The organism is Pedobacter sp. UBA4863, assembly GCF_002399615.1.
Classification (GTDB): domain Bacteria; phylum Bacteroidota; class Bacteroidia; order Sphingobacteriales; family Sphingobacteriaceae; genus Pedobacter.
The window spans coordinates 88060-111136 of sequence record NZ_DHDZ01000036.1; the positions used below are offsets into that span (position 1 = coordinate 88060).

Consider the following 23077-nt stretch of genomic DNA (forward strand, 5'->3'; position numbering starts at 1 on the left):
CAAAAAGTTCGGACAGCCTCTAATTTATACAGGGTGCCTAATGGAGAAAATTTTCATACATCCGACTATGGAATAGACTTTCCTTTTTTGGACAGTCTCCTTTATATAGAAATAAATTGTTCTTTAATGCAGCTTACCGGATAGAAGTTTTTTTAATTCTTCAATTTTCTTGTTTTTTCTGCAAATTTTTTCTTCGAGTTCAGTAATTCTGTGTTCTTGTTGTTGTAAAATCGTTTGTATTAAATCATACTCACTTTGAGCAATGCTAATAGTTTTATAATGGGTGCTACTATTTGAATTATTGAAAAAAACATCAATTGGTTTTTTTAAAATAGAGGCAATTTGCTTTAAGCGGTCTATAGAAACTTTGACAGTTCCGTTTTCAATTTTATGATAAGCACTTTGACCAATGCCCAATTGGTTAGCCATGTACTCTTGAGTTAAGCATTTTTCATCGCGATATCTTCTTATATCCTCTAATGAAAAGTTATTGTTTCCACCCCAAATCTTTTTTAATTGTTCTCGGGATACAGGTTCCGCATTTACAATGATTTTTTTTAACTCCATTTGATTTTGCTTTATCACCTTAAAGTTAGATAAGATATATTAAAACTGTAGGAATGAATTTATTCCTGTGGCTACTTAATTCATTACAGTATAATTTTCTATCAAATGTTTTTTCGAATACATTTGAATATGTCAGTCTATATGACATCGCCAAAGCAGTCAAGCGTGATTGAATGTATAGAGTTTATTAACTATTCAAAATGTTTAAAATGAGAAAACTAACATTAAACAAGATTAACTTTTCGGGAGCCACAGAACTGACTCGCGAGCAATTGAAAAAGGTTATGGGTGGCTACACAATGATTGGTGCTGGAGGATGTAGTAGTGATAGTGACTGTGCAACTGGTCAATCATGTTGTCCTGATAATCAAGGTGGAGGTTATATTTGCCAGTATTCAGGTATTGTTGAATTACCAAGTGGAGGCTCAGCTGTTTTGCCTTGTCAGAATTAGTTGCATAATTAGCAAAGGCAGGATTTGTAATCCTGCCTTTTTATTTTAATTTTGCCACAAATCATTACAGTTATGCAAGCACAAAGTACAGCGCAAGATTTTATTCCTATTATATTTCAGGTTATTGTAGCGCTAGGTTTCGTAGTCGTTACATTGCTAGCTACTCACCTTTTAGGGCCAAAGCGAAAAACAAAAGATAAATTAACCACTTTCGAGTCGGGGGTTAAGGTAATAGGTAATGCCCGTCAGCCATTTTCTATCAAGTATTTTTTGGTGGCCATATTATTTGTGCTTTTTGATATAGAAGTGATCTTTATGTACCCTTGGGCGGTCAATTTTAGAGAGCTAGGCTGGAATGGGATTATAGAGATGTTTATCTTCATGGGAACGCTTTTATTAGGTTTCATTTACGTGCTAAAAAAGAAAGCATTAGACTGGAATTAACAGGTTTGAAGCGCTTTATTTAGATTGTTTCTAAATGATGATGATAGCCTCCAATTCCTGCTAAATATTGTAAATTTGCTGCTTGTCCTAAGTATATTCGGGCAAGCATTTTTGTTTATAAGCATGAGTGATATCAAAATAGTTGAAGCGCCTCCAGGCATAGAAGGAAATGGTTTTTTTGCTACTTCCTTAGATAAAGCAATTGGCTTGGCACGTTCACATTCATTATGGCCATTGCCATTTGCCACTTCTTGTTGTGGTATAGAGTTTATGGCTACCATGGGGTCTCATTATGATTTTGGGCGTTTCGGTTCAGAAAGATTGAGTTTCTCGCCCCGACAAGCAGATGTATTGATGGTGATGGGAACTATTGCTAAAAAAATGGGGCCGGTATTAAAACAAGTTTACCTGCAAATGGCCGAACCACGTTGGGTAATGGCAGTAGGTGCTTGTGCATCTAGCGGTGGTATTTTCGATACTTATTCGGTATTGCAAGGTATAGACGAGATTATTCCTGTAGATGTTTATGTGCCAGGTTGTCCGCCAAGACCCGAGGCTATTTTAGATGGCTTTCAGCGCATACAAGATTTAGTGAAAAACGAATCGGGTAGAAAAAGACATTCTCCAGAATATAAAGAACTGTTGGCGAGTTACGGAATACAATAATGGCTAAAGCAACAAATACAGAGTTAATTGAGCTGCTGGGCGAAAAATTCGGTGAGCAGCTTTTTGATGTGACAGAGCCATATGGCTTTTTAACTTTCTCTACTCATAAAGATAAAGTAATAGAGGTGTTATCTTTCCTTAAAGATAATGGGAAAATCAACTTTAATTTCCTTACTGATATTACAGCGGTGCACTATCCAGAAAAAGGACAAATAGCGGTTGTATATCACCTACATAGCATGGTAAGCGGTATTAGAGCAAGGTTAAAAGTTTTTTTACACGAGAACGATCCAAGAATTGCTTCGGCAACTGTTTTGTGGAACGGTGCAAACTGGATGGAAAGAGAAACCTACGATTTCTTTGGGGTTAAGTTCGAAGGACATCCAGATTTGAGAAGGATATTGAATATGGACGACCTAGGTGTTCATCCAATGCTAAAACAATACCCGTTAGAAGACCCTAACAGAGTAGATAAAAAAGACGAATATTTTGGTAGATAAACCCCCTTACCCCCTAAAGGGGGAGTTGGGCATAACATATAGAGTAATATAATTTAAAAATATGAAAGGAAGTCCCCTTTAGGGGAGTTAGGGGTATGAGTAACAATCAACCAGTATATACAGATAACGATCCGCAAGATGGCTTGGTAACCTTAAACTTAGGGCCAACGCACCCTGCAACACACGGGGTGTTTCAAAACATCTTACAAATGGATGGCGAACGAATTGTAAGTGGCGTATCTACCATCGGATATATCCATAGGGCTTTCGAAAAAATTGCCGAACATCGTCCATTCTATCAAATTACGCCATTAACAGATCGCTTAAACTACTGTTCGTCGCCTATTAATAATATGGGCTGGCACATGACGGTAGAAAAACTTTTAAATATTCAAATCCCTAAAAGGGTAGATTATTTAAGGGTCATCATTATGGAGCTTTCTCGTATTGCCGATCATATTATCTGTAATACCATTATTGCCCAGGATACAGGTGCAACAACCACTTTCCTTTACCTTTTTCAGTACAGAGAGCATATTTACGAGATTTTTGAAGAAATCTGCGGTGCTCGTTTAACCACTAACATTGGCCGTATTGGCGGTTTAGAAAGAGATTTTAATGAGGTAGCTTTTGCTAAAATCAATAAATTCTTAAAGGAATTTCCAGTTGCGCTAAAAGAGTTTGAAAGCTTGTTGAACCGTAACCGTATTTTTATAGACCGTACCAAAGGCGTTGCCGAAGTAACCGCAGAAAATGCATTGAGCTACAGTTGGACGGGCCCATTGTTGCGTGCTACAGGAATTGATTACGATGTTCGTGTAAGCGAGCCTTATTCTTCATATCAAGATTTTGATTTTGAAATTCCGGTAGGTACCACAGGCGATGTTTTTGATAGGTACTTGGTGCGTAATGAGGAGATGTGGCAAAGTGTTCGTATTATCGAGCAAGCTTTAGAAAAGCTAAAATCAGAGCCAAAAGGAATATTCCATGCAGACGTTCCAGATTTTTATTTACCAGGAAAAGAGCAGGTTTATAATAACATGGAAGCATTAATCTATCACTTTAAGATTGTGATGGGCGAAATTGATGCGCCAAAAGCAGAAGTTTACCATGCTGTAGAAGGTGGTAATGGTGAACTTGGGTTCTATTTAATTAATGATGGGGGCAGAAGTCCTTATCGTTTACATTTTAGAAGACCTAGTTTTATTAACTATCAAATGTATGCTAAAATGAGCGAAGGCATGTTGTTGTCCGACGCCATTATCAACATGAGTAGTTTGAACATTATTGCAGGAGAATTAGATGCTTAAAGTAGAAGAAACACAACCTGTAGAATTTTCATCAGCTTTGCTAGCTAAGTTTGATGAAGTGGTAAAACGCTATCCAGAAGGAAAGCAAAAATCGGCTTTGCTACCCTTATTACACTTGGTGCAAGCAGAATTTGGTTGGACAAGCGTGCCTGCAATGGATAAAGTTGCCGAGTACCTAAAAATTCAGCCAATTGAAGTATATGAGGTAGCAAGTTTTTACACCATGTATTTTTTACAGCCCAAAGGAAAATATGTTTTGGAGGTTTGCCGTACTGGGCCTTGTTGCTTAGTGGGTGCCGAAAAAATAATGGATCATATAGCGCAAAAGCTAGGCGTTAAGGAAGGCGAAGTTACGGCTGATGGTTTATTTAGCTGGAGAGGTGTAGAGTGCTTGGCAGCTTGTGGTTTTGGCCCGGTTTTACAAATTGGCCCAGAATATACTTTCTACGAAAATTTAACCGAGCAATCGGTAGATCAATTAATTGACGATTTAAAAAATAAAGATTTGCGACAATAGATTTGAGTATTGAGATTGAACTTTTAGTTTCATATCTCACATCTCACATCTCATATCTAACAAAATGGGACGTAAACTATTATTAGAACATATCAATGTGCCGGGCATCAATACGCTAGCGGTTTATCGCGAAAAGGGCGGTTACCGTGCGGTTGAGAAGGCATTGAAGACCCTGACTCCAGAAGATATCGTTGAAGAGGTAAAGAAATCAGGGTTAAGAGGTCGCGGTGGTGCTGGTTTTCCTACTGGGATGAAATGGAGCTTTTTGGCTAAGCCCGAAGGAGTACCACGTTATTTAGTATGTAACGGTGACGAGTCTGAACCGGGTACGTTTAAAGATAGATTCTTAATGACACACATTCCTCATGCTTTAATTGAAGGAATGATTGTTTCGAGCTATGCCTTGGGTGCAAACACCTCTTATATTTATGTAAGGGGCGAAATGATGCCTCAAATTAGAATACTAGAAAAAGCAATTGAAGAAGCTAAAGCTGCTGGGTTTTTAGGTAAAAATATTTTAGGAACGGGATACGATCTGGAACTTTATGTTCAACCTGGAGGAGGAGCCTACATTTGTGGTGAAGAGACGGCACTTTTAGAATCATTAGAAGGCAAAAGAGGTAATCCGCGTATTAAACCTCCATTTCCTGCTATTGCTGGTTTGTATGGCTGCCCAACGGTGGTTAACAACGTAGAATCTATTGCAGCTGTAGTGCCAATTGTAAATGATGGCGGCGATGAATATGCTAAAATCGGTATTGGCAGAAGTACAGGAACAAAATTAATATCAGCTTCTGGAAATTTAGTAAAACCAGGAGTTTACGAAATAGAATTAGGCTTACCAGTAGAAGAATTTATCTATTCTGATGAATATTGCGGTGGTATTGCTAATGGTAAAAGACTAAAGGCAACAGTTGCGGGAGGTTCTTCGGTGCCTATTTTGCCTGCTAACCTAACCTTAAAATTAGCCAATGGCGAGCCTCGTTTAATGAGTTACGAGTCGTTGTCGGAAGGTGGTTTTGCAACGGGAACCATGTTGGGATCGGGTGGTTTCATCGCTTTTGATGAAGACCAATGTATTGTTCGCAATACATGGAACTTTTCTAGTTTCTATCATCACGAAAGTTGCGGACAATGTTCGCCTTGTAGAGAAGGAACGGGATGGATGGAGAAAATTCTTCATAAAATTGAACACGGACACGGAACTATGGAAGACATCGATCTTTTATGGGATGTACAGCGTAAAATAGAAGGTAACACCATCTGTCCGTTGGGCGATGCAGCAGCTTGGCCGGTGGCCGCAGCTATTCGTCATTTTAGAGACGAGTTTGAGTGGCACGTGAAAGAGCCTATGAAGAGCCAAAGCACCAATTATGGTTTAGCGAACTATGCTAATCCGATTGAAAAGGCTCCGGAAGAAGTAAAAAGTCAAAATTAAAAAGTAAAAAATGTCTGAAGAAAAGGCATATGATATTAAAATAAGGGCTTACCATTTTTCGAAAGCCATTATCAATCTAATATCTAAAACCAAAATTGAAAGACTATACTTTTCAATTGTTGATCAGTTAATAAGAAGTGCAACTTCAATAGGTGCCAATGTAGTGGAAGCTAAGGCGGGAAGTTCGAGAAAAGATTTTAGGAATTTTTATACTATAGCCCTAAAATCTGCAAACGAAACTAAATATTGGCTCTGCTTAATTAGAGATACAGAGGTAGTTGGAGTTGACAAAGAGATAATAAAAGAATTATTAAAAGAAGTTGATGAAATATCAAAAATAATCGCTTCGATAATAATCAATATAAATAAAGAATAGGTTAAAAGCTAGTGATTGTTTTTAATTTTTAATTTTCACTTTTGACTTGAAGAATGAGTGATTTAGTTAAAGTAACCATAGACGGAATAACAGTAGAGGTAGAAAATGGTACCACCATTTTAAACGCTGCCCGCCAAATTGGGGGAGACATTGTGCCTCCTGCAATGTGCTATTATTCTAAATTGAAAGGTAGTGGAGGTAAATGTCGTACCTGCATTGTGAAAGTGAGCAAAGGTTCTGAAAAAGATCCTAGACCAATGCCAAAATTAGTAGCGTCTTGCCGCACTACGGTAATGGATGGCATGGAAGTGCTAAACATTACTTCGCCTGAGGTATTAGAAGCCCGTGCAGGTGTGGTAGAAATCTTGTTGATTAACCACCCATTAGATTGCCCTGTTTGCGACCAAGCTGGTGAGTGCGATTTGCAGAATTTAAGCTACGAGCACGGTTTACAGAAAACAAGATATGAGTTTGATCGCCGTACGTTCGATAGGATAGATATTGGTGACAAGATTCAATTACACATGAACCGTTGCATTTTATGTTACCGTTGCGTGTTTACTGCCGATCAAATCACCAACAAACGTGTTCATGGTATTTTAAATCGTGGAGATCAATCAGAAATTTCAACTTACATACAAACAGCTGTTGATAATGATTTCTCTGGAAACGTAATTGATGTTTGCCCAGTTGGAGCTTTAACCGATAAAACTTTCCGTTTTAAAAACCGTGTTTGGTTTACAAAGCCGGTTGATGCACATAGAAACTGTAGCCATGAGAAATGCAATGGTAAAGTAACCTTATGGTACAAAGGCGAAGATGTTTTACGTGTTACCGCCAGAAAAGACCAGTTTGGAGAAGTAGAAGAGTTTATCTGTAACGAATGTCGTTTCGATAAAAAGAAAACTACCGATTGGACTTTAGAACAGCCAGCAGTTATTTCTGATACTTCGGTAATCTCGTCAAACCACTACCAGACCTTTAAGCCGCTTCCGGTAATTAAGGAAAACTTGGCACTACAAGAAGCTAATAAACGCGAACTAGAAAAAACCTTTAAAATCTAATGGAAATCGATTTCGTTATAGAGAAATTTATATTGGTTACAGCAATATTTGCGATTAGTTTGCTAATAGCCATGTATTCTACCTACGCCGAGCGTAAGGTTGCCGCTTTTTTACAAGATAGGCTTGGTCCAGATAGAGCTGGCCCCTTTGGTATTTTACAACCTTTGGCCGATGGTGTAAAGATGTTCATGAAAGAGGAGATTATTCCTGCCAATGCCAATAAATGGTTATTCATGATTGGTCCTGGTTTAGCTATGCTTTGTGCTTGTATTGGTACGGCAGTTATTCCGTGGGGTCAAGATATGATGGTTGGAGATAGGTTAGTAAAATTACAAGTAGCCGATGTTAACGTTGGTTTACTGTATATTTTTGGTGTAATCTCTTTGGGTGTTTATGGCGTAATGATTGGCGGTTGGGCATCTAACAATAAATATTCATTACTAAGCTCTATCCGTGCTGCTTCGCAAAATATCAGCTACGAAATTGCGATGGGCCTTTCCATCATCGCTTTGTTATTGGTAACCAACTCGCTTAGTTTAAGAGAAATTGTAGCACAACAGCATGGCTGGCAATGGAATGTGCTTTATCAGCCTTTAGGTTTTATCATTTTTATGGTATGTGCCTTTGCCGAAACTAATCGTGCACCTTTCGATTTACCAGAGTGTGAGGCCGAGCTAAATGGAGGATATACCATTGAGTACTCATCAATGAAATTAGGCTTCTATTTATTTGCAGAATACATCAACATGTTTGTGTCTTCAACCATAATGGCCGCACTATACTTTGGGGGTTACAACTATCCAGGAATGGATTACATGGCTACTTTATTGGGACCAACTTGGGGACCGCTATTTGGCACTTTTATCTTTTTCCTAAAAATATTTGCGTTTATCTTCTTCTTCATGTGGGTACGGTGGACCATCCCTCGTTTCCGCTACGATCAGTTGATGAACTTGGGATGGAAAGGTTTAATTCCTTTAGCTATCGCGAATATCATTGTTACGGGTATTGTTATAGCTATTGTAAATAAATTTTAATAGACATGGAATCATTAAGCAATAAGAAAAAAGTATTGGTTTCAAAGCCACTTAATTTTGCCGAGAGAATGTATCTTCCGGCTATTGCGAGTGGTATGGCTACTACTATTGGTCACTTTTTTAAAAAGCCAGCTACAATAAAATATCCAGAGCAGGTACGAGAGTTTTCTATCAACTGGAGGGGAATGCACTCTTTAAAGAGAGACGAGGAAGGCAGAGAACGCTGTACGGCTTGCGGTTTGTGTGCTTTGTCTTGTCCGGCAGAGGCAATTACCATGATTGCAGCCGAACGCAAGAACGATGAGAAACACTTGTACCGTGAAGAGAAATACGCATCTGTTTACGAAATTAATATGTTACGTTGCATTTTCTGCGGTTTATGTGAAGAGGCTTGCCCTAAAGAGGCCATATACCTAGACGGACCAATTGTACCAGCAGACTATTTGCGTAAAGACTTTATTTATGGCAAAGATAAATTGGTAGAAGCTCCATTAGAGAAATAATTTAGCCACAGATGCACAGATACTATTATTTATAATTTGTGCATCTGTGGCCAACAAATAACAACTAAATAAAAATTAATGGGTACATCGGTATTCTATTTTGTAGCAACATTAAGCATTATATCTGCACTGATGGTGGTTTTTGCAAAAAACCCAATTCATAGTGTGCTATACTTAATTCTAACGTTTTTTACGTTTACAATTCATTATGTGCTATTAAACGCACAATTCTTAGCGGTAGTTAACTTCATTGTGTATATGGGTGCCATTATGGTACTTTTCCTATTTGTACTGATGTTGCTTAATCTCAATAAAGAAAATGAGCCCAACAAATCCGTTTTGCTAAGAATAATTGGTGTAATTGCTGGTGGATGCTTGGTAGTAACCTTAATTGGTTCGCTAAAATCGGCAGTAATAAATACCCCTTTAGAATTGAAAGACCAGAATTTAGGTTTGGTAGAGAACTTAGGCAAAGAGTTATTTGGGCAATTTATGTTACCATTCGAATTATCGTCGTTGCTATTGTTAAGTGCAATGGTAGGGGCCATACTTTTAACCAAAAAGGAGGAAAAAACTAATGGGTAGTTTGTTCGAAAATATGCAGGCAGTGCCGTTAAGCCATTACATTTGGTTTTGTGCCATTATCTTCACTATTGGTGTAGTTGGCGTATTGGTACGCAGAAATGCCATTATCATTTTTATGTCGGTAGAATTAATGTTAAATGCGGTAAACCTGCTTTTAGCCGCATTCTCGGTACATCATAACGATCCATCGGGACAAGTTTTTGTGTTCTTTATTATGGCACTAGCCGCGGCAGAAGTTGCCGTTGGCTTAAGTATCATCGTAATGGTTTACCGTAACACACAATCAATAGATATTAATGTATTAAATCGCCTTAAGTGGTAATTCTAATAAAATAAGATGATTACAAGTTTACTTTGGTTAATTCCAGTTCTTCCGCTTTTAGGCTTCTTGATTAATGGTTTAGGCCGTAATACATTGAGCAAAGGTGCTGTTGGCCTTATTGGCAGCGGAGTGGTTTTAACTTCATTTATTCTTAGCGTTTGCTTTTTCTTCGAGCTAAGTGCTAGCACAGATAAGCAATTTTACGTTAATTATTTCGATTGGATTAGTGTTGGAGATTTGAAAATTCCTTTGTCGTTTTTGTACGACCCATTAAGTGCAATTATGCTCTTAGTGATTACAGGAATTGGCTTTTTAATCCATATCTATTCTACAGCTTACATGCACGAAGATGCCGGCTTTAGTAAATTCTTCGCCTATTTAAACCTATTTATCTTCTTCATGTTGATTTTGGTTTTAGGTTCAAATTACATCGTGATGTTTATTGGCTGGGAAGGTGTAGGCTTATGTTCATACCTATTAATTGGCTTTTGGTTTACCAACAACAGCTATGCAAGTGCGGCTAAAAAAGCATTTGTTATTAACCGCATTGGCGATTTAGGTTTCCTTTTAGGAGCATTCTTAATGTTCCAGTTTTTCGGAAGCCTAGAGTTTGCAAAAGTATTTCCTCAGGCTGCTAATATGTTGCCAGGAAACGAAACCATTACCATTATCGCTATATTGTTATTTATTGGTGCCTGTGGTAAATCGGCACAGTTACCACTATTTACATGGTTGCCAGATGCGATGGCGGGACCAACTCCGGTTTCTGCATTAATCCACGCAGCAACGATGGTAACTGCAGGTATTTATATGATTGCTCGTTCAAGCGTGGTATTCGACTTGGCGCCAATTGCACAAAATATCATTGCTATTGTCGGTGCAGCGACTGCTTTAGTTGCCGCTTTAATTGCCTTGACACAAACAGACATCAAAAAAGTATTGGCTTATTCAACCGTATCTCAATTGGGATATATGTTCTTAGGCTTAGGCGTTGGTGCTTATACCGGTTCTTTCTTCCACGTATTAACCCACGCTTTCTTTAAAGCATTGTTGTTCTTAGGTGCTGGTGCGGTAATTCATTCTTTACACCACGAGCAAGATATGCGCCACATGGGTGGATTGAAAGCTAAATTGAAAACTACTTTCGCTACCATGATGGTGGGCACCATTGCAATTGCTGGTTTACCTCCTTTTTCGGGTTTCTTTTCGAAGGATGAAATTTTAGCACATGCTTACCAATTTAGTCCGGTACTTTGGGGAGTAGGTGTGTTGACAGCATTTTTAACTGCATTTTATATGTTCCGTATGATGTTCTTAACCTTTTACGGTAAATTCAGAGGTACGCATCATACCGAAGAGCATATTCACGAATCGCCAAAAGCGATGACTATCCCTTTGGTGGTTTTAGCAATTTTGGCAATAATTGGTGGTGCAATTAACTTCCCTCATATTTTTGGTGGTAATGCTTGGTTATCGCAGTGGTTAACTGGCGCAAAGGTTACTCAAAACCATTTAGAATTAAGCCATAGCACAGAGTTTATGCTAATGGGAATTTCGGTATTGGCGGCAGTGGTAGCTATACTGTTTGCTTATAGCAAATACGTTAAAAAAGCAGAAGTACCTGTGTCAGACGAAGCACCTAGAACTGCATTAGAAAAATTATCGTACAATAAATTCTACTTAGATGAAATTTACGATGCCATCATTAGAAAACCTTTGGATACATTCTCTAACTTCTTCTATAAAATTATCGATAATAAAGTAATTGATGGTTTGGTGAACGGCCTAGGCTGGACAGCAAACGAAGGAAGTAAGAACTTACGATTGTTACAATCGGGTAATGTGGGTTATTATATCATTATGATGGTTGTTGGTATTGTGGCATTATTGCTCTATACTTATTTGTTTATTGCTTAAAGTTAGTTCAAAATTATAAATGGAACTTTTAATACTCATATTTCTACCTTTAGTTGGCGCAATTGCCACGGCTTTATTTGTTAAGCAAACCACAGCTAAGGTAGTAGCATTTGCTTTTTCAATATTATCAATGGTTGTAGCGGTTACACTGTTAAGCAAGTTTACACCCGATGCAAGCACCCAGTTTATAGTTAATTTCCCGTGGATACAACAATTAGGAATTAACTTCCATGCTGGTATAGATGGTATTAGCATGATCACGGTTTTGTTAACTAATGTTTTAACACCGTTGATTATACTAGCTAGTTTTAAACACGAATATAAAAACGCCAATGCTTTTTATGCTTTAGTATTATTCATGCAAACAGGTTTATTGTTAGTGTTTACCGCTTTAGATGCTTTCTTGTTTTACATTGGATGGGAAGCCGCTTTAATCCCGATTTACTTTATCTGCGCTAATTGGGGAGGTAAAGACCGCATTAAGGTAAACATGAAATTCTTCGTTTACACCATTGCAGGTTCTTTATTTATGCTTTTGGGTATTATTTATTTGTACCTACAAAACCCGGCTAATAACTTCGAGCTAGCTCAATTTTATAAATTACAATTAGACGCTTCTCAGCAGGGCTGGATTTTTTGGGCGTTCTTTATTGCTTTTGCTATTAAAATGCCAATTTTTCCTTTTCACACTTGGCAACCAGACACCTATACCACAGCACCAGCTCCAGGCACCATGTTGTTGGCAGGAATTATGCTAAAAATGGGTATTTATGGTGTTATTAAATGGTTATTGCCAATTGTACCACACGGTGTTCAAGATTGGAGCGCTGTAGTAATGGGATTAGCAATTGTTGGTGTAGTTTACGCGGCAATTATTGCATTCATGCAGAAAGATGCCAAACGTTTAATAGCTTATTCTTCCATTAGTCACGTGGGTTTAATAGCTGCTGGTATTTTCACTTTAAGTCACCAAGGTTTACAAGGCAGCATGATCCAAATGTTAAGTCATGGTATCAATGTAATAGGTTTGTTTTTTGTCTTGGATATTATAAATTCGCGTTTAGCAACCAACAAATTTGATGAATTAGGTGGATTAGCGAAAGTGGCGCCACAGTTAGCAATTACTTTCTTAATTATCCTTTTAGGAACAATAGCCTTACCTGGAACTAATGGATTTATTGGTGAGTTTTTATTGCTGATGAGCGTTTATAACTATAATGCGTGGTTAGGAGCAATTGCGGGTTTAACAATTATCTTCGGGGCGGTTTATATGTTCAGAAGTTATCAGAAAATTATGCTAGGCGAAACTAATGCGCTTACCGCTAGCTTTAAAGATATTAACGGAACGGAAAAAGTAGTATTGTACACCATTTGTGCCTTGGTTATTGTAATTGGCGTTTATCCAAAACCATTATTGCAAATATCAGAGGCATCAGTACAACATTTATTAGAACAGATTAATCATAAATTAACAGGGATTAACTAAGCATGAATATTATTATAACCATTGCCGTAACGGCTTTAGTAGTTCTTTATACAGGTTTATTTAAAGCCAAGAAAGCTTTATTACCTATCACTTTGCTTGGTCTTGTAGTTGCTTTGGGTTTTACCATCTGTTCTTGGAACCAACCAACGGTACATTTTGGAATGATGCAAATTGATAATTTTGCATTGGCTTTTGCCGCAATTTCAATTATAGGAACACTATTGATTTTCTTGTTAACGCAACGTTACTTTGCCGAAAACAGTCCGAACATAGCCGAATATTTTACCTTGATACTTTTTGCTTTGTGCGGAATTATCATCATGGTTTCTTATAAAAACCTGTCAATGTTGTTTATCGGGGTAGAAATAATGTCGGTCTGTTTGTATATTTTAGCAGGCATCAGAAAGCAAAACTTTGCTTCAAACGAAGCTTCGCTGAAGTACTTTTTAATGGGTGCTTTCTCTACAGGTTTCTTGTTGTTTGGTATTGCCTTAATTTACGGCGCTACAGGCTCATTTGATATCGATGCTATTCAAGCTAATTTGGTAAACAACGTTACTCATGTGTCGCCTTTATTTTATCCAGGCATTATTTTAGTGATGGTAGGCTTGTGTTTTAAAGTGGGTGCCGCACCTTTCCATTTCTGGACCCCAGATGTGTACGAAGGCGCTCCGTCTTTAATTACAACCTTTATGGCTACCGTAGTTAAAACTGGAGGCTTTGCAGCTTTCTTAAGATTGTTTGCCGGCGCTTTTGAACCTCTGCACGATTTTTGGATGCCAGCCCTAATGGCCATCGTCATCATCACCTTGTGTTTGGGAAATATTACCGCTTTATACCAAAAGAACTTTAAGCGTATGTTGGCTTACTCAAGTATCTCTCATGCAGGTTATTTATTGTTCTCTTTAATTGTTTTAACAGCTAATTCGGCAAGCAATGTGCTGGTTTATGCGGCAGCCTATACTTTTGCTACTATTGTTGCCTTTGCAGTAATGATTAATGTAAAGCAAAAAACAGGTAGCGATGATATAGAAAGTTTCAATGGCTTGGCAAAGCGTAATCCTATGGCGGCATTGGCCTTAACTATTTCCATGTTGTCATTGGCTGGTATTCCGTTAACGGCTGGTTTTATCGGTAAATATGTAATGTTCTTAAATGTTTTAGAAAATTACCAGATCATTTTAGTAGTTATTGCTATTTTAAATGCCTTAGTAGGTTTCTATTATTATTTCAGGGTAATTATTGCAGTTTATTTTAAAGAAGGAAAAGAAATAGAATTAGATACCCCAATGCAGTACAAAGTAGTACTGGTTGTTTCAACAATAGTAATCTTAGTTTTAGGGATTTATCCTTCGCTTATTTTAAACCTGATATAGCATAACGATTTAGAGTTTTATTTGTAGTTTTACGAATAATCGCAATTATGCAACAATTCTGGACTTACCTACAGCATCTTATAGATCCTGAGAAACTTTTACATCAAGGAGGTTTCTATTTAGTTGTATTTGTTATTTTCGCCGAAACGGGATTGTTTTTTGGTTTCTTTTTGCCAGGAGATTACCTTTTGTTTTTAGCGGGCATGTTTGTAGCTACAGGTAAATTAGATGTCAATATATATACCTTGGTACTTGCATTAATGGCAGCCGCTATTTCCGGAAATTTTGTGGGCTATTGGTTCGGTAAAAAAACAGGGCCAGTATTGCATACCAGAAAAGACACCTTTTTCTTTAAAAAGAAGTTTCTTAAAACAGCCGAAGAATATTATCGTAAACAAGGCGCTTTTGCGTTAATTATGGGCAGGTTTGTGCCAATAGTTAGAACATTTGCCCCAATAGTGGCAGGCCTCATTAAAATGGATTTTAGAAAATTTGTGGTCTATAATGTAGCCGGTGCATTATTATGGATTTGTTCCTTAACTTTGTTGGGTTATTTTTTAGGTAAAAGCTTTGCAAAACAAATAGAAGAATATCTAGCTTATATCATTTTTGGGTTTATTTTAATTACAACAATCCCTTTAGTGATTACCTTTGTGAAAAATAAAATACAGAATACTAATTTAGAAGATAGAGAGATTAAACAAGAAGATGATTAAAGACAACAGCCATCCATGGCACAGCGTATCTCCGGGCGAAAATTTGCCTGAAACAGTAAATGCAATTATAGAAATTCCTAAAGGATCAAAAGCAAAATACGAAATAGACAAAGACTCTAATTTAATTAAGTTAGACCGCGTACTGTTTTCATCAGTAATGTACCCCGCTAATTATGGTTTTATTCCGCAAACTTATTGCGATGATAAAGATCCATTAGATATTTTGGTTTTATGTTCGGTAGATGTTTACCCCATGACCATTATTGAGGCTAAAGTAATTGGTGTAATGCACATGATTGATAATGGCGAACAAGACGATAAAATTATTGCCGTGGCTAAAAACGATCCATCGGTAAATTATATTAACGATTTGGGAGAATTGCCTCCGCATACCATGAAAGAAATAGTGAAGTTCTTTCAAGATTACAAAGCGTTAGAAAACAAACAAGTAACTATCGAGCATCTTTTAGGTGTAAGGTATGCCCATAAGGTAATCAACGAGAGCATTGAGCTCTATAATAGTACATTTAGGTAATTTTTAATGATTTTTCCCGTCAGTACCACATTGCTAGCATTTTTTAATGCATTTATCCCAACGCCGGTTTTAGCTGTAGCTATAACGCCAGAAACAGAGGGTAGTTCTATAGGTTGGCGCCTATTATTTGCGTTGTTTTTGGTTTTTTTAAACGGTTTCTTTGTGGCCGCCGAGTTTGCAATCGTTAAAGTTCGAGCTTCGCAAATAGAAATCAAGGCAAAAACAGGAAGCAGAGTTGGTAAAATGGCTAAAAATATTCTTCATCATTTAGATGGATATTTGGCAGCCACGCAATTGGGTATTACTTTAGCGTCTCTTGGTCTAGGTGTGGTAGGAGAGCGAGTAATGCACGAGATTATCCACGATTCGTTGGCTAGTTTTGGTGTTGGCGAAGCATTAATAACAACAATATCTACAATAGTAGCGTTTTCAATCATCACCATTATGCACATTGTTTTTGGCGAACTGGCTCCAAAATCATTGGCAATTCAGCGTCCGGTTGCAACAACACTATTTGTAGCTATACCACTTCAAGCTTTTTATATTTTGTTTAGGCCGGCTATTTGGTTATTAAATGGTTTTGCTACCATTATTTTAAAACCATTTGGCATTGATACAAGTGCTGGCCACGAAGCATTGCATAGTAACGAAGAATTACAGTACCTGTTAGATCAAGGTAAAGAAAGTGGCGCCCTAGAAGATAGCGAACACGAGCTCATTAAGAACGTATTTGATTTTAATGAGCGTGTGGTTAAAAACATCATGGTGCCGCGTACCAAAATTTCTGGTGTAGAGTTAACAGCTACCAACGAAGAAGTGGTAGAAATGATTATTAAAGAAGGGTATTCTAGGTTGCCAGTTTACGATGATATCATCGATAAAATTATTGGAATTATACACGCAAAGGATGTGTTGCCCTTACTAGCAAGTCAAAAAGAGTGGTCGCTAAAAGACATTATAAGAAAACCTTATTTTGTTCCCGAAACCAAGAAAATTAATGATCTATTAGGCGAGCTGCAACAAAAGCGTTTGCAAATAGCAATTGTATTAGACGAGTTTGGTGGTACTGCAGGTATGGTAACTTTAGAAGACATTGTAGAGGAGATTGTGGGCGAAATACAAGATGAATACGATGAAGAAAAGCCAATGGTAGAAAAAGTTACGGATACCGAATTTATAGTAAATGCCTACGCAACGGTATATGACGTTAACGAATACCTACCTCACGATTTGCCAGAAGACGAAGATTTTGATACTGTTGGAGGCTTAGTTTCGCATGCTTTTGGAAAAATTCCGGAAGTGGGCGATAGCGAAGAATGTTACGGCTACCTATTTACCATCCTTAAAAAAACCGAGCAAAATATTGAAACTGTAAAACTAGAGGCTGTTATTAACAAGAGCAATATGGTAGATTTGCATTAAATTAAGCTTAAAATCGTTTAAATGGGTAGTTTAATGCTGTTGGTTTCTGTTTAATGCTTTTCTGCTTTTTCAATTTTGACCTTTAACTTTAAAGATGCACTTATTCTACACTCCTGATATTAACGCTAATACCTATACCCTAAACGAGGAAGAAAGTAACCACTGTAATAAAGTGTTGCGCCTAAAGCAGGGAGATAAGGTTTGTTTAATTGATGGTGTAGGAGGGCTATATACAGCCGAAATTGCCGAAGCAACAAAAAAGGCAGTGCACCTGCATATTCTACATAAACAAATCGAATTTGGAAAGCGTAATCATTACCTCCATATCGCCATTGCACCTACCAAAAATATCGACAGGCTAGAATGGTTTTTAGAAAAGGCTACCGAAATTGGTATTGATGAAATTACGCCTCTTATTTGTGATCGCTCTGAACGAAAAGTGGTGAAAGAAGAACGCTTAGAAAAAGTAATTACTTCGGCAGTTAAACAATCGCTTACGGCGTATCATCCTGTACTAAACACTGCAATAACTTTTAAAGATTTTATTAAGCAATACAAAGCCGACACCAAACTAATAGCTCACTGTATTAATGACGACGATAAGACGGTAATTTCTTCCATCGTTAAGCCACATCAAAATTACCTAATTTTAATTGGTCCAGAAGGAGATTTTACCCCCGCAGAAATTGAACTGGCTTTGCAAAACAAATATAAACCAGTAACTTTAGGTAATACCCGCCTTCGCACAGAAACTGCTGGCTTGGCGGCTTGCTTTGAAGTCAATTTTTTAAATAGGGAGTAATGAAGCGGGTTACGAATTTAGATTTACGATTTACGATTTCCCAAAGGGCAAAATACTTAAAAGCTTACACGCTTCGCTTTCTACTTTTTACTTTTACCTTTTTACTTTTTACAGCTTTTACCATTCCCCCAACCTACAAAATGGGCAAATTAAAGTATGCAGGTGGTGGCGACTGGTATGCCAATAGAACCGCTTTGCCAAATTTGATTGCTTTTTGCAACAAGAATATTGCCACCAATTTTGTAGCAGATGAAGGGATTGTAGAAGTAGGGAGTGCCGAGTTGTTTGATTATCCTTTTGTGTACATGACCGGGCATGGAAACGTTACTTTTAACGCCCAAGAAGCATTTAATTTGCGTAAATATCTTATTGGTGGTGGTTTTTTACACATAGACGATAATTATGGCCTAGATAAATTTATTCGTCCGCAAATGAAAAAGGTTTTTCCGGAACTTGATTTTGTGGAGTTGCCAGCTAACCATAAAATATACCACCAAAAATTTAAGTTTACCAACGGCCTACCGAAAATACACGAACACGATAATAAGCGTCCTCAAGGATTTGCGCTTATTTATAAAGGGAGAATAGTATGTTTTTATACCTACGAATGCGATTTAGGTAATGGTTGGGAAGATTTTGGTACTTATCCTTCCGACAGCCAAGAAAGTAGAAATAACGCTCTTAAAATGGGCGCAAACCTAGTGCAATATGCCTTAACCAATTAAGCTTATGAATAAAGTTACGGTGAATAATCGTTATCAGTTTGAAGTGGATGTGCTAAATGGAGCTTTGAAGGTTAACCATCAAGACCTCCATCTTGATGTATTGACCTTGACAGCAGCATCCAGTCATATCATTCATGATAATAAGTCTTACAATATAGAGGTTGTTGACTTTGATAAAGAAGAAAAGCAGGCTAATATTAAAGTTAATGGACACGTTTATAAAGTGCAAATCACTACACAATTAGATATGCTGCTACAACAACTTGGCATGGATAGCTTAGCTAACAACAAAGTATTAGCGTTAAAGGCACCAATGCCCGGCCTGGTGTTAAACGTATTGGTAACAGTTGGAGACGAGGTGAAAAAAGGAGATAACCTGCTGGTGTTGGAGGCCATGAAAATGGAAAATATTATCAAATCTCCAGCCGATGCCGTTATTAAAAAAATAGGGGTAAAACAGGGAGATAAAATTGAAAAGAATACGGTGTTGATAGAATTTGTTTAAGTTGTTCTTTCTCCCCAAAAGTAAAGGCTCTGCAATATTGCAGAGCCTTTACTTTTCTATATTGTTAAGGTTGTTATTTCACCTTAAATGGTTTTGTAGGTTTGTTTCTAAACTGAGGTTTGCCAGCCGATTTAACCTCCGATGCACCTAACATGGTCATTGCACAACGGAAACCTATATCAGCAGCAGATTCGTCTTCTTGCATAAACCTTCTTGCTGCAGGATTTAACCACATAGCCTGATCGTTCCAAGAACCGCCTTTAAAAACTCTAGATTTATCGTTTACTAAAGTTATTACGCCGTATAAGTTCGTTTGTTCGTCTCTATAACCTCTTTGGTCGGCTCTGTAGTTAGAGTCTGGTAACTGACCAGCCTGAAGCTGGGCCCAAGTTTGCTTAACGCCAGTTTTAGCAGCGGTCATTACTGGGGTACCTCTACTGTCTTTTTTCAGCTCACTTGTTTTGGCATCTCTTTCTTTATCTTGATATTCGTTACCTCTAAAAGGGTTTAGTCCTTCTGTAGCTTCAAATGTACTTGGACGGTAAACATCGGCAACCCATTCGCTTACATTTCCAGCCATATTGTATAGGCCAAAATCATTAGGCACAAAACTTTTAACAGACGAAGTGATACTTCCCTTATCATTTAATGAACCACCAACACCCATATAATCGCCTTTTCCACGTTTAAAGTTGGCTAAAATCATTCCCCGTGTAGATTTTCTTGGCGAAGTAATGCCCAGGCCATTCCATGGATAGATTTTCTTTTCGTTAATGTTAGCATATTGCGTATTACCAATTAAGCCCAAAGCAGCATATTCCCATTCTGCCTCTGTTGGTAAGCGGTAAGGCTGTAAAATCTCTCCATCTTCCAATCTTACGTTTCTTTGTGGTGCTTTACCTTTACCTGTTGCTTTTGCACCAGCACTTAGATCAATAGGCGCTTTTTTGCCCAAGTCTTTGTTCTGGCCATTTAAATAAAGTTCGGTATTAAAAGGCGTAGTAGAACCAGCGGCAGCGGTTGTGGTTGTAGTGGTTGCCGCACCTTTGCCCGAAGCAGGCTTGCCTAAATCTCTGAAAGTGGTCATAATGCCTTTTTGCCTCAAGATAAACTCATTCACCCTGTCTGTACGCCATTCGCAATAATCAGCAGCTTGTACCCAACTTACTCCTACAACTGGGTAATCTTGATAAGCCGGGTGTCTCAAATAGTTGTTTACGTAAGGCTCATTATAAGACAAAGGTCTTCTCCAAACCAAAGTATCTGGCAACGAACTGTAATAATACTCTGCATTTTCAGCACTAGCTCCCGTCGGAAAGTTGGTCTTTATCCAGTGCAAGTATTCCAGCCAGTCGGTATTAGAAACCTCTGTTTCGTCCATATAAAATGAACTAACGGTTACTTGTCTTTTGTAATTATAACTGCTTAAATCTTGCCCCGGAGTTTCAACGGCACTACCGCCCATGATAAACTCACCGCCTTCAATTTCTATTAGGCCAGGCCCTGGGCCTCTTTTGAAGTTCTTTTTAACTTCAAAACCGCCGTTTTCTTTCTTGTTATAAGCATAGCCCGTTTTTTCAGAAACAGCGCTTCCTTTTTTAGAACCGCCACAAGAGCTTAATATTCCAATACCAAATACTGCTATTAAGGTATTTAAGTAAAATCTATTCATATTTTGCAAATTGCACTTTGGGTGTTAAAAATACACAAAAAAGTACGAGAAAATAAAAAATCTTATTCATTTGTCATTTTTTTGTTATCTACCATAGTACTTTAGACAATAGAAAAAGCATTGGAAAGTCCTCGTTTTTAGTAGGTAAACGTAAAAAACAGCAACATATTGTTAGTATCTTTTTCTTCTTGTTTAGCTTTGGAAAATTTTTCTCATCATGAGGATTTTTGAGGTCTGTAATAGTGTTGGTATAAAATAAAAGTTGCCATACGTTTGTGCAGATGTACTTATGACAATCTGTGTTGCTTGCGCATTTAAGCCAAATACTATTCGCAATAGCTATTGGTAAAAAACTATATTTATTAGCGGCGCAATAATGAGAAAAGGTTTACGTTCTCAAAGTTCATAACCAAACTCCATAGAGGTCTAAAACTTTGAAATTACCAAACTCTATGTTAAATTGCGCAGATTAACTATTTTATGATGAGATTTTACTATTTGGGCATTGCCTTAATGTTTTTATGGGTGAGCACGGTACAAAAAGTGGTCGCACAGCAAACTACGGGAAGCAATACAAGCCAAACTAACGGTGTGTATCCGGCGGTGCCATTTTTGCTAATTACCCCCGATGCTAGGGCAGGTGCCATGGGCGAAGCTGGTGTAGCAATAACGCCTGATGGAAATGCAATGAGCATAAACCCCGCTAAGCTTGCCTTCTTAGAAAGACCGTATGGCGTAAGTTTATCTTATAGTCCGTGGCTTAAAAGCTTAGTTCCCGATATTAATTTAGCCTATTTAAGTGGGTTTTTTCAGGTAGATGACAAAACTGTTATCGGAGGTTCGTTAAGATATTTTTCGTTGGGTGAGATTGCCTTAACCAATGAGAACGGTGGCCAAGAAGGTATATTTAGCCCTAACGAATTAGCATTTGATGCAACCTATTCTCGCAAATTTGGAGAGAATTTCTCTTTAGGTACATCTGCTAGATTTATTCGCTCTAACCTAACCTCAGGACAAGTGAGTGGTAGCCAACAAAAGGCAGGTAATGCATTAGCGGTAGATGTTTCGGCCTTTTTTAAAAAGCCAACCGTTCTTTTTGGTAAAGACGCTATTCTTTCTGCTGGTTTAAACTTGTCTAACATTGGTACTAAAATGAGCTTTAGCGATACAGGAGAAAAACTTTTTTTGCCTGCCAATATGAAACTGGGCGGCGCATCAACTTTTATTATTGATGATTACAGCCAGTTTGTATTTGCCCTCGATTTTAACAAACTAATGGTGCCAACTCAACCCATTGTAGATGGTAATGGTAAAATTGTTGCCGGAAAAGATCCAAATCGTTCTGTGCCAGCAGGTATTATTGGTTCATTTGGCGATGCTCCGGGAGGTTTTAGCGAAGAATTAAAAGAAGTTGGAATTTCTACAGGTGTAGAGTACATTTATAACCAACAGTTTGCGGTACGTGCGGGTTATTTCTACGAAAGCCCTGAAAAAGGAGACAGAAGATATTTTACCGTTGGCGGAGGCTTAAAGTACAATATGTTTAATTTAGATTTTTCATATCTTATTGCGAATGCGCAAAACAGCCCGTTGGCAAATACCTTGCGATTTAGTTTGGCCTTAAATTTCGATAAAGTTAGTAAGTAATGCGTATTAAAGTAGGTTTTGGTTTCGATGTTCACCAACTCAAAGAAAATCATCCTTTTGTAGTTGGCGGTGTAACTTTGGAGCATCATAAAGGTGCTTTTGGGCATTCTGATGCAGATGTGCTTTTGCACGCTATCTGCGATGCATTATTGGGTGCGGTAAACTTGCGTGATATAGGTTTCCATTTTAAAAATACAGACCCTCAGTGGAAAGGTATCAGCAGCGTTATTTTACTGCAAGAATCGGTGAAGTTGTTAAGAGAGAAAGGCTATGAGGTGGGTAACATTGATGCAATGCTATGTTTAGAAGCACCAAAAATTAATCCTTACATTCCTCAAATGCAAGAAAATATTGCAGCGGCCATAGGAATTTCGGTAGATGATATTTCTATTAAAGCTACCACGGGCGAACAAATGGGTTTTGTTGGCAGAGAAGAAGGTGTGGTTGCCTACGCCGTTTGTTTAATAGAGAAAATTAGCTAGCAATTATAAAG

At 37.8% G+C, this 23077-nt stretch carries 26 protein-coding genes; 24 read left to right on the forward strand and 2 right to left on the reverse strand.

The features are described from left to right. Positions 1–123 precede the first annotated feature (123 nt). Positions 124–567 carry a helix-turn-helix domain-containing protein gene (locus B3I52_RS08770; protein ID WP_293300441.1) on the reverse strand — a complete coding sequence of 148 codons (444 nt, stop codon included), beginning with the start codon at positions 565–567 and terminating at the stop codon, positions 124–126. Between the two features lie 209 nt (positions 568–776). Between B3I52_RS08770 and B3I52_RS08775 the strand changes: the two genes are divergently transcribed. From B3I52_RS08775 to B3I52_RS08880, 22 genes are all read left to right on the forward strand, one after another. Next, positions 777–1019, forward strand: a complete 243-nt coding sequence (locus B3I52_RS08775; RefSeq protein WP_293300442.1) for a hypothetical protein — start codon at positions 777–779, stop codon at positions 1017–1019. A 72-nt stretch (positions 1020–1091) separates the two neighbouring features. Further along, complete coding sequence (locus B3I52_RS08780) at positions 1092–1463, forward strand: NADH-quinone oxidoreductase subunit A (RefSeq protein WP_293300443.1); 372 nt, start codon at positions 1092–1094, stop codon at positions 1461–1463. Positions 1464–1586: 123 nt separating this feature from the next. Then, a complete protein-coding gene (locus B3I52_RS08785; RefSeq protein WP_293300444.1) occupies positions 1587–2129 on the forward strand; it encodes an NADH-quinone oxidoreductase subunit B in 543 nt (180 codons plus the stop codon). After that, positions 2129–2629, forward strand: coding sequence for an NADH-quinone oxidoreductase subunit C (locus B3I52_RS08790; protein WP_293300445.1), 501 nt, complete (start codon positions 2129–2131; stop codon positions 2627–2629). Before B3I52_RS08785 ends, B3I52_RS08790 begins: the two co-directional genes overlap by 1 nt. A gap of 95 nt (positions 2630–2724) precedes the next feature. Further along, positions 2725–3939, forward strand: coding sequence for an NADH-quinone oxidoreductase subunit D (locus B3I52_RS08795; RefSeq protein ID WP_293300446.1), 1215 nt, complete (start codon positions 2725–2727; stop codon positions 3937–3939). Then, positions 3932–4456, forward strand: coding sequence for a complex I 24 kDa subunit family protein (gene nuoE / locus B3I52_RS08800; RefSeq protein WP_293300447.1), 525 nt, complete (start codon positions 3932–3934; stop codon positions 4454–4456). The genes B3I52_RS08795 and nuoE overlap by 8 nt, the downstream gene beginning before the upstream one ends. Before the next feature lie 64 nt (positions 4457–4520). After that, a complete protein-coding gene (gene nuoF, locus B3I52_RS08805; protein WP_293300448.1) occupies positions 4521–5894 on the forward strand; it encodes an NADH-quinone oxidoreductase subunit NuoF in 1374 nt (457 codons plus the stop codon). A 10-nt stretch (positions 5895–5904) separates the two neighbouring features. Next, a complete protein-coding gene (locus B3I52_RS08810; RefSeq protein ID WP_293300449.1) occupies positions 5905–6270 on the forward strand; it encodes a four helix bundle protein in 366 nt (121 codons plus the stop codon). Positions 6271–6323: 53 nt separating this feature from the next. Beyond that, the gene (locus B3I52_RS08815) at positions 6324–7334 is read left to right on the forward strand and encodes a 2Fe-2S iron-sulfur cluster-binding protein (protein WP_293300450.1); all 1011 of its coding nucleotides are present in this window, start codon (positions 6324–6326) and stop codon (positions 7332–7334) included. Beyond that, positions 7334–8371, forward strand: coding sequence for an NADH-quinone oxidoreductase subunit NuoH (gene nuoH / locus B3I52_RS08820; RefSeq protein ID WP_293300451.1), 1038 nt, complete (start codon positions 7334–7336; stop codon positions 8369–8371). The genes B3I52_RS08815 and nuoH overlap by 1 nt, the downstream gene beginning before the upstream one ends. 5 nt (positions 8372–8376) lie before the next feature. After that, positions 8377–8874, forward strand: a complete 498-nt coding sequence (locus tag B3I52_RS08825; protein WP_293300452.1) for a NuoI/complex I 23 kDa subunit family protein — start codon at positions 8377–8379, stop codon at positions 8872–8874. Positions 8875–8952: 78 nt separating this feature from the next. Further along, complete coding sequence (locus B3I52_RS08830) at positions 8953–9459, forward strand: NADH-quinone oxidoreductase subunit J (protein WP_293300454.1); 507 nt, start codon at positions 8953–8955, stop codon at positions 9457–9459. Then, positions 9452–9781 (forward strand): NADH-quinone oxidoreductase subunit NuoK, encoded by a 330-nt coding sequence (gene nuoK / locus B3I52_RS08835; protein WP_293300456.1) that lies wholly within the window; start codon positions 9452–9454, stop codon positions 9779–9781. The genes B3I52_RS08830 and nuoK overlap by 8 nt, the downstream gene beginning before the upstream one ends. Before the next feature lie 18 nt (positions 9782–9799). Next, on the forward strand, positions 9800–11698 hold the full coding sequence (nuoL, locus tag B3I52_RS08840; protein WP_293300531.1) for an NADH-quinone oxidoreductase subunit L: 1899 nt from the start codon (positions 9800–9802) through the stop codon (positions 11696–11698). Between the two features lie 19 nt (positions 11699–11717). Continuing rightward, positions 11718–13184 carry a complex I subunit 4 family protein gene (locus tag B3I52_RS08845; RefSeq protein WP_293300457.1) on the forward strand — a complete coding sequence of 489 codons (1467 nt, stop codon included), beginning with the start codon at positions 11718–11720 and terminating at the stop codon, positions 13182–13184. Between the two features lie 2 nt (positions 13185–13186). After that, positions 13187–14560, forward strand: coding sequence for an NADH-quinone oxidoreductase subunit N (locus B3I52_RS08850; protein WP_293300458.1), 1374 nt, complete (start codon positions 13187–13189; stop codon positions 14558–14560). A gap of 47 nt (positions 14561–14607) precedes the next feature. Beyond that, positions 14608–15276: a DedA family protein gene (locus tag B3I52_RS08855; RefSeq protein WP_293300460.1), complete on the forward strand. Its 669-nt coding sequence runs from the start codon at positions 14608–14610 to the stop codon at positions 15274–15276. After that, positions 15269–15811, forward strand: a complete 543-nt coding sequence (locus tag B3I52_RS08860; RefSeq protein WP_293300462.1) for an inorganic diphosphatase — start codon at positions 15269–15271, stop codon at positions 15809–15811. Before B3I52_RS08855 ends, B3I52_RS08860 begins: the two co-directional genes overlap by 8 nt. Before the next feature lie 108 nt (positions 15812–15919). Further along, the gene (locus B3I52_RS08865; RefSeq protein WP_414691874.1) at positions 15920–17233 is read left to right on the forward strand and encodes a hemolysin family protein; all 1314 of its coding nucleotides are present in this window, start codon (positions 15920–15922) and stop codon (positions 17231–17233) included. 94 nt (positions 17234–17327) lie between these two features. Continuing rightward, positions 17328–18035 carry a 16S rRNA (uracil(1498)-N(3))-methyltransferase gene (locus B3I52_RS08870; protein ID WP_293300466.1) on the forward strand — a complete coding sequence of 236 codons (708 nt, stop codon included), beginning with the start codon at positions 17328–17330 and terminating at the stop codon, positions 18033–18035. Between the two features lie 140 nt (positions 18036–18175). Next, positions 18176–18760: a DUF4159 domain-containing protein gene (locus tag B3I52_RS08875; protein ID WP_293300468.1), complete on the forward strand. Its 585-nt coding sequence runs from the start codon at positions 18176–18178 to the stop codon at positions 18758–18760. A gap of 4 nt (positions 18761–18764) precedes the next feature. Beyond that, positions 18765–19265, forward strand: coding sequence for an acetyl-CoA carboxylase biotin carboxyl carrier protein subunit (locus B3I52_RS08880; protein WP_293300469.1), 501 nt, complete (start codon positions 18765–18767; stop codon positions 19263–19265). A 73-nt stretch (positions 19266–19338) separates the two neighbouring features. Here the strand turns inward: B3I52_RS08880 and B3I52_RS08885 are convergent, their stop codons facing one another. Continuing rightward, positions 19339–20937 (reverse strand): SUMF1/EgtB/PvdO family nonheme iron enzyme, encoded by a 1599-nt coding sequence (locus B3I52_RS08885; RefSeq protein ID WP_293300471.1) that lies wholly within the window; start codon positions 20935–20937, stop codon positions 19339–19341. Positions 20938–21417: 480 nt separating this feature from the next. Here B3I52_RS08885 and porV point away from each other — a divergent pair, with 480 nt between their 5' ends. Both porV and ispF read left to right on the forward strand, forming a co-directional pair. Further along, positions 21418–22584 (forward strand): type IX secretion system outer membrane channel protein PorV, encoded by a 1167-nt coding sequence (porV, locus tag B3I52_RS08890; RefSeq protein ID WP_293300473.1) that lies wholly within the window; start codon positions 21418–21420, stop codon positions 22582–22584. Further along, positions 22584–23066, forward strand: a complete 483-nt coding sequence (gene ispF / locus B3I52_RS08895) for a 2-C-methyl-D-erythritol 2,4-cyclodiphosphate synthase (RefSeq protein WP_293300475.1) — start codon at positions 22584–22586, stop codon at positions 23064–23066. Before porV ends, ispF begins: the two co-directional genes overlap by 1 nt. Positions 23067–23077: the final 11 nt, after the last annotated feature.

Coding starts and splice junctions, on each gene's coding strand:
- B3I52_RS08770 (WP_293300441.1), bottom strand. CDS start 567: ATGGAGTTAAAAAAAATCATTGTAAATGCGGAACCTGTATCCCGAGAA.
- B3I52_RS08775 (WP_293300442.1), top strand. CDS start 777: ATGAGAAAACTAACATTAAACAAGATTAACTTTTCGGGAGCCACAGAA.
- B3I52_RS08780 (WP_293300443.1), top strand. CDS start 1,092: ATGCAAGCACAAAGTACAGCGCAAGATTTTATTCCTATTATATTTCAG.
- B3I52_RS08785 (WP_293300444.1), top strand. CDS start 1,587: ATGAGTGATATCAAAATAGTTGAAGCGCCTCCAGGCATAGAAGGAAAT.
- B3I52_RS08790 (WP_293300445.1), top strand. CDS start 2,129: ATGGCTAAAGCAACAAATACAGAGTTAATTGAGCTGCTGGGCGAAAAA.
- B3I52_RS08795 (WP_293300446.1), top strand. CDS start 2,725: ATGAGTAACAATCAACCAGTATATACAGATAACGATCCGCAAGATGGC.
- nuoE (WP_293300447.1), top strand. CDS start 3,932: ATGCTTAAAGTAGAAGAAACACAACCTGTAGAATTTTCATCAGCTTTG.
- nuoF (WP_293300448.1), top strand. CDS start 4,521: ATGGGACGTAAACTATTATTAGAACATATCAATGTGCCGGGCATCAAT.
- B3I52_RS08810 (WP_293300449.1), top strand. CDS start 5,905: ATGTCTGAAGAAAAGGCATATGATATTAAAATAAGGGCTTACCATTTT.
- B3I52_RS08815 (WP_293300450.1), top strand. CDS start 6,324: ATGAGTGATTTAGTTAAAGTAACCATAGACGGAATAACAGTAGAGGTA.
- nuoH (WP_293300451.1), top strand. CDS start 7,334: ATGGAAATCGATTTCGTTATAGAGAAATTTATATTGGTTACAGCAATA.
- B3I52_RS08825 (WP_293300452.1), top strand. CDS start 8,377: ATGGAATCATTAAGCAATAAGAAAAAAGTATTGGTTTCAAAGCCACTT.
- B3I52_RS08830 (WP_293300454.1), top strand. CDS start 8,953: ATGGGTACATCGGTATTCTATTTTGTAGCAACATTAAGCATTATATCT.
- nuoK (WP_293300456.1), top strand. CDS start 9,452: ATGGGTAGTTTGTTCGAAAATATGCAGGCAGTGCCGTTAAGCCATTAC.
- B3I52_RS08845 (WP_293300457.1), top strand. CDS start 11,718: ATGGAACTTTTAATACTCATATTTCTACCTTTAGTTGGCGCAATTGCC.
- B3I52_RS08850 (WP_293300458.1), top strand. CDS start 13,187: ATGAATATTATTATAACCATTGCCGTAACGGCTTTAGTAGTTCTTTAT.
- B3I52_RS08855 (WP_293300460.1), top strand. CDS start 14,608: ATGCAACAATTCTGGACTTACCTACAGCATCTTATAGATCCTGAGAAA.
- B3I52_RS08860 (WP_293300462.1), top strand. CDS start 15,269: ATGATTAAAGACAACAGCCATCCATGGCACAGCGTATCTCCGGGCGAA.
- B3I52_RS08870 (WP_293300466.1), top strand. CDS start 17,328: ATGCACTTATTCTACACTCCTGATATTAACGCTAATACCTATACCCTA.
- B3I52_RS08875 (WP_293300468.1), top strand. CDS start 18,176: ATGGGCAAATTAAAGTATGCAGGTGGTGGCGACTGGTATGCCAATAGA.
- B3I52_RS08880 (WP_293300469.1), top strand. CDS start 18,765: ATGAATAAAGTTACGGTGAATAATCGTTATCAGTTTGAAGTGGATGTG.
- B3I52_RS08885 (WP_293300471.1), bottom strand. CDS start 20,937: ATGAATAGATTTTACTTAAATACCTTAATAGCAGTATTTGGTATTGGA.
- porV (WP_293300473.1), top strand. CDS start 21,418: ATGATGAGATTTTACTATTTGGGCATTGCCTTAATGTTTTTATGGGTG.
- ispF (WP_293300475.1), top strand. CDS start 22,584: ATGCGTATTAAAGTAGGTTTTGGTTTCGATGTTCACCAACTCAAAGAA.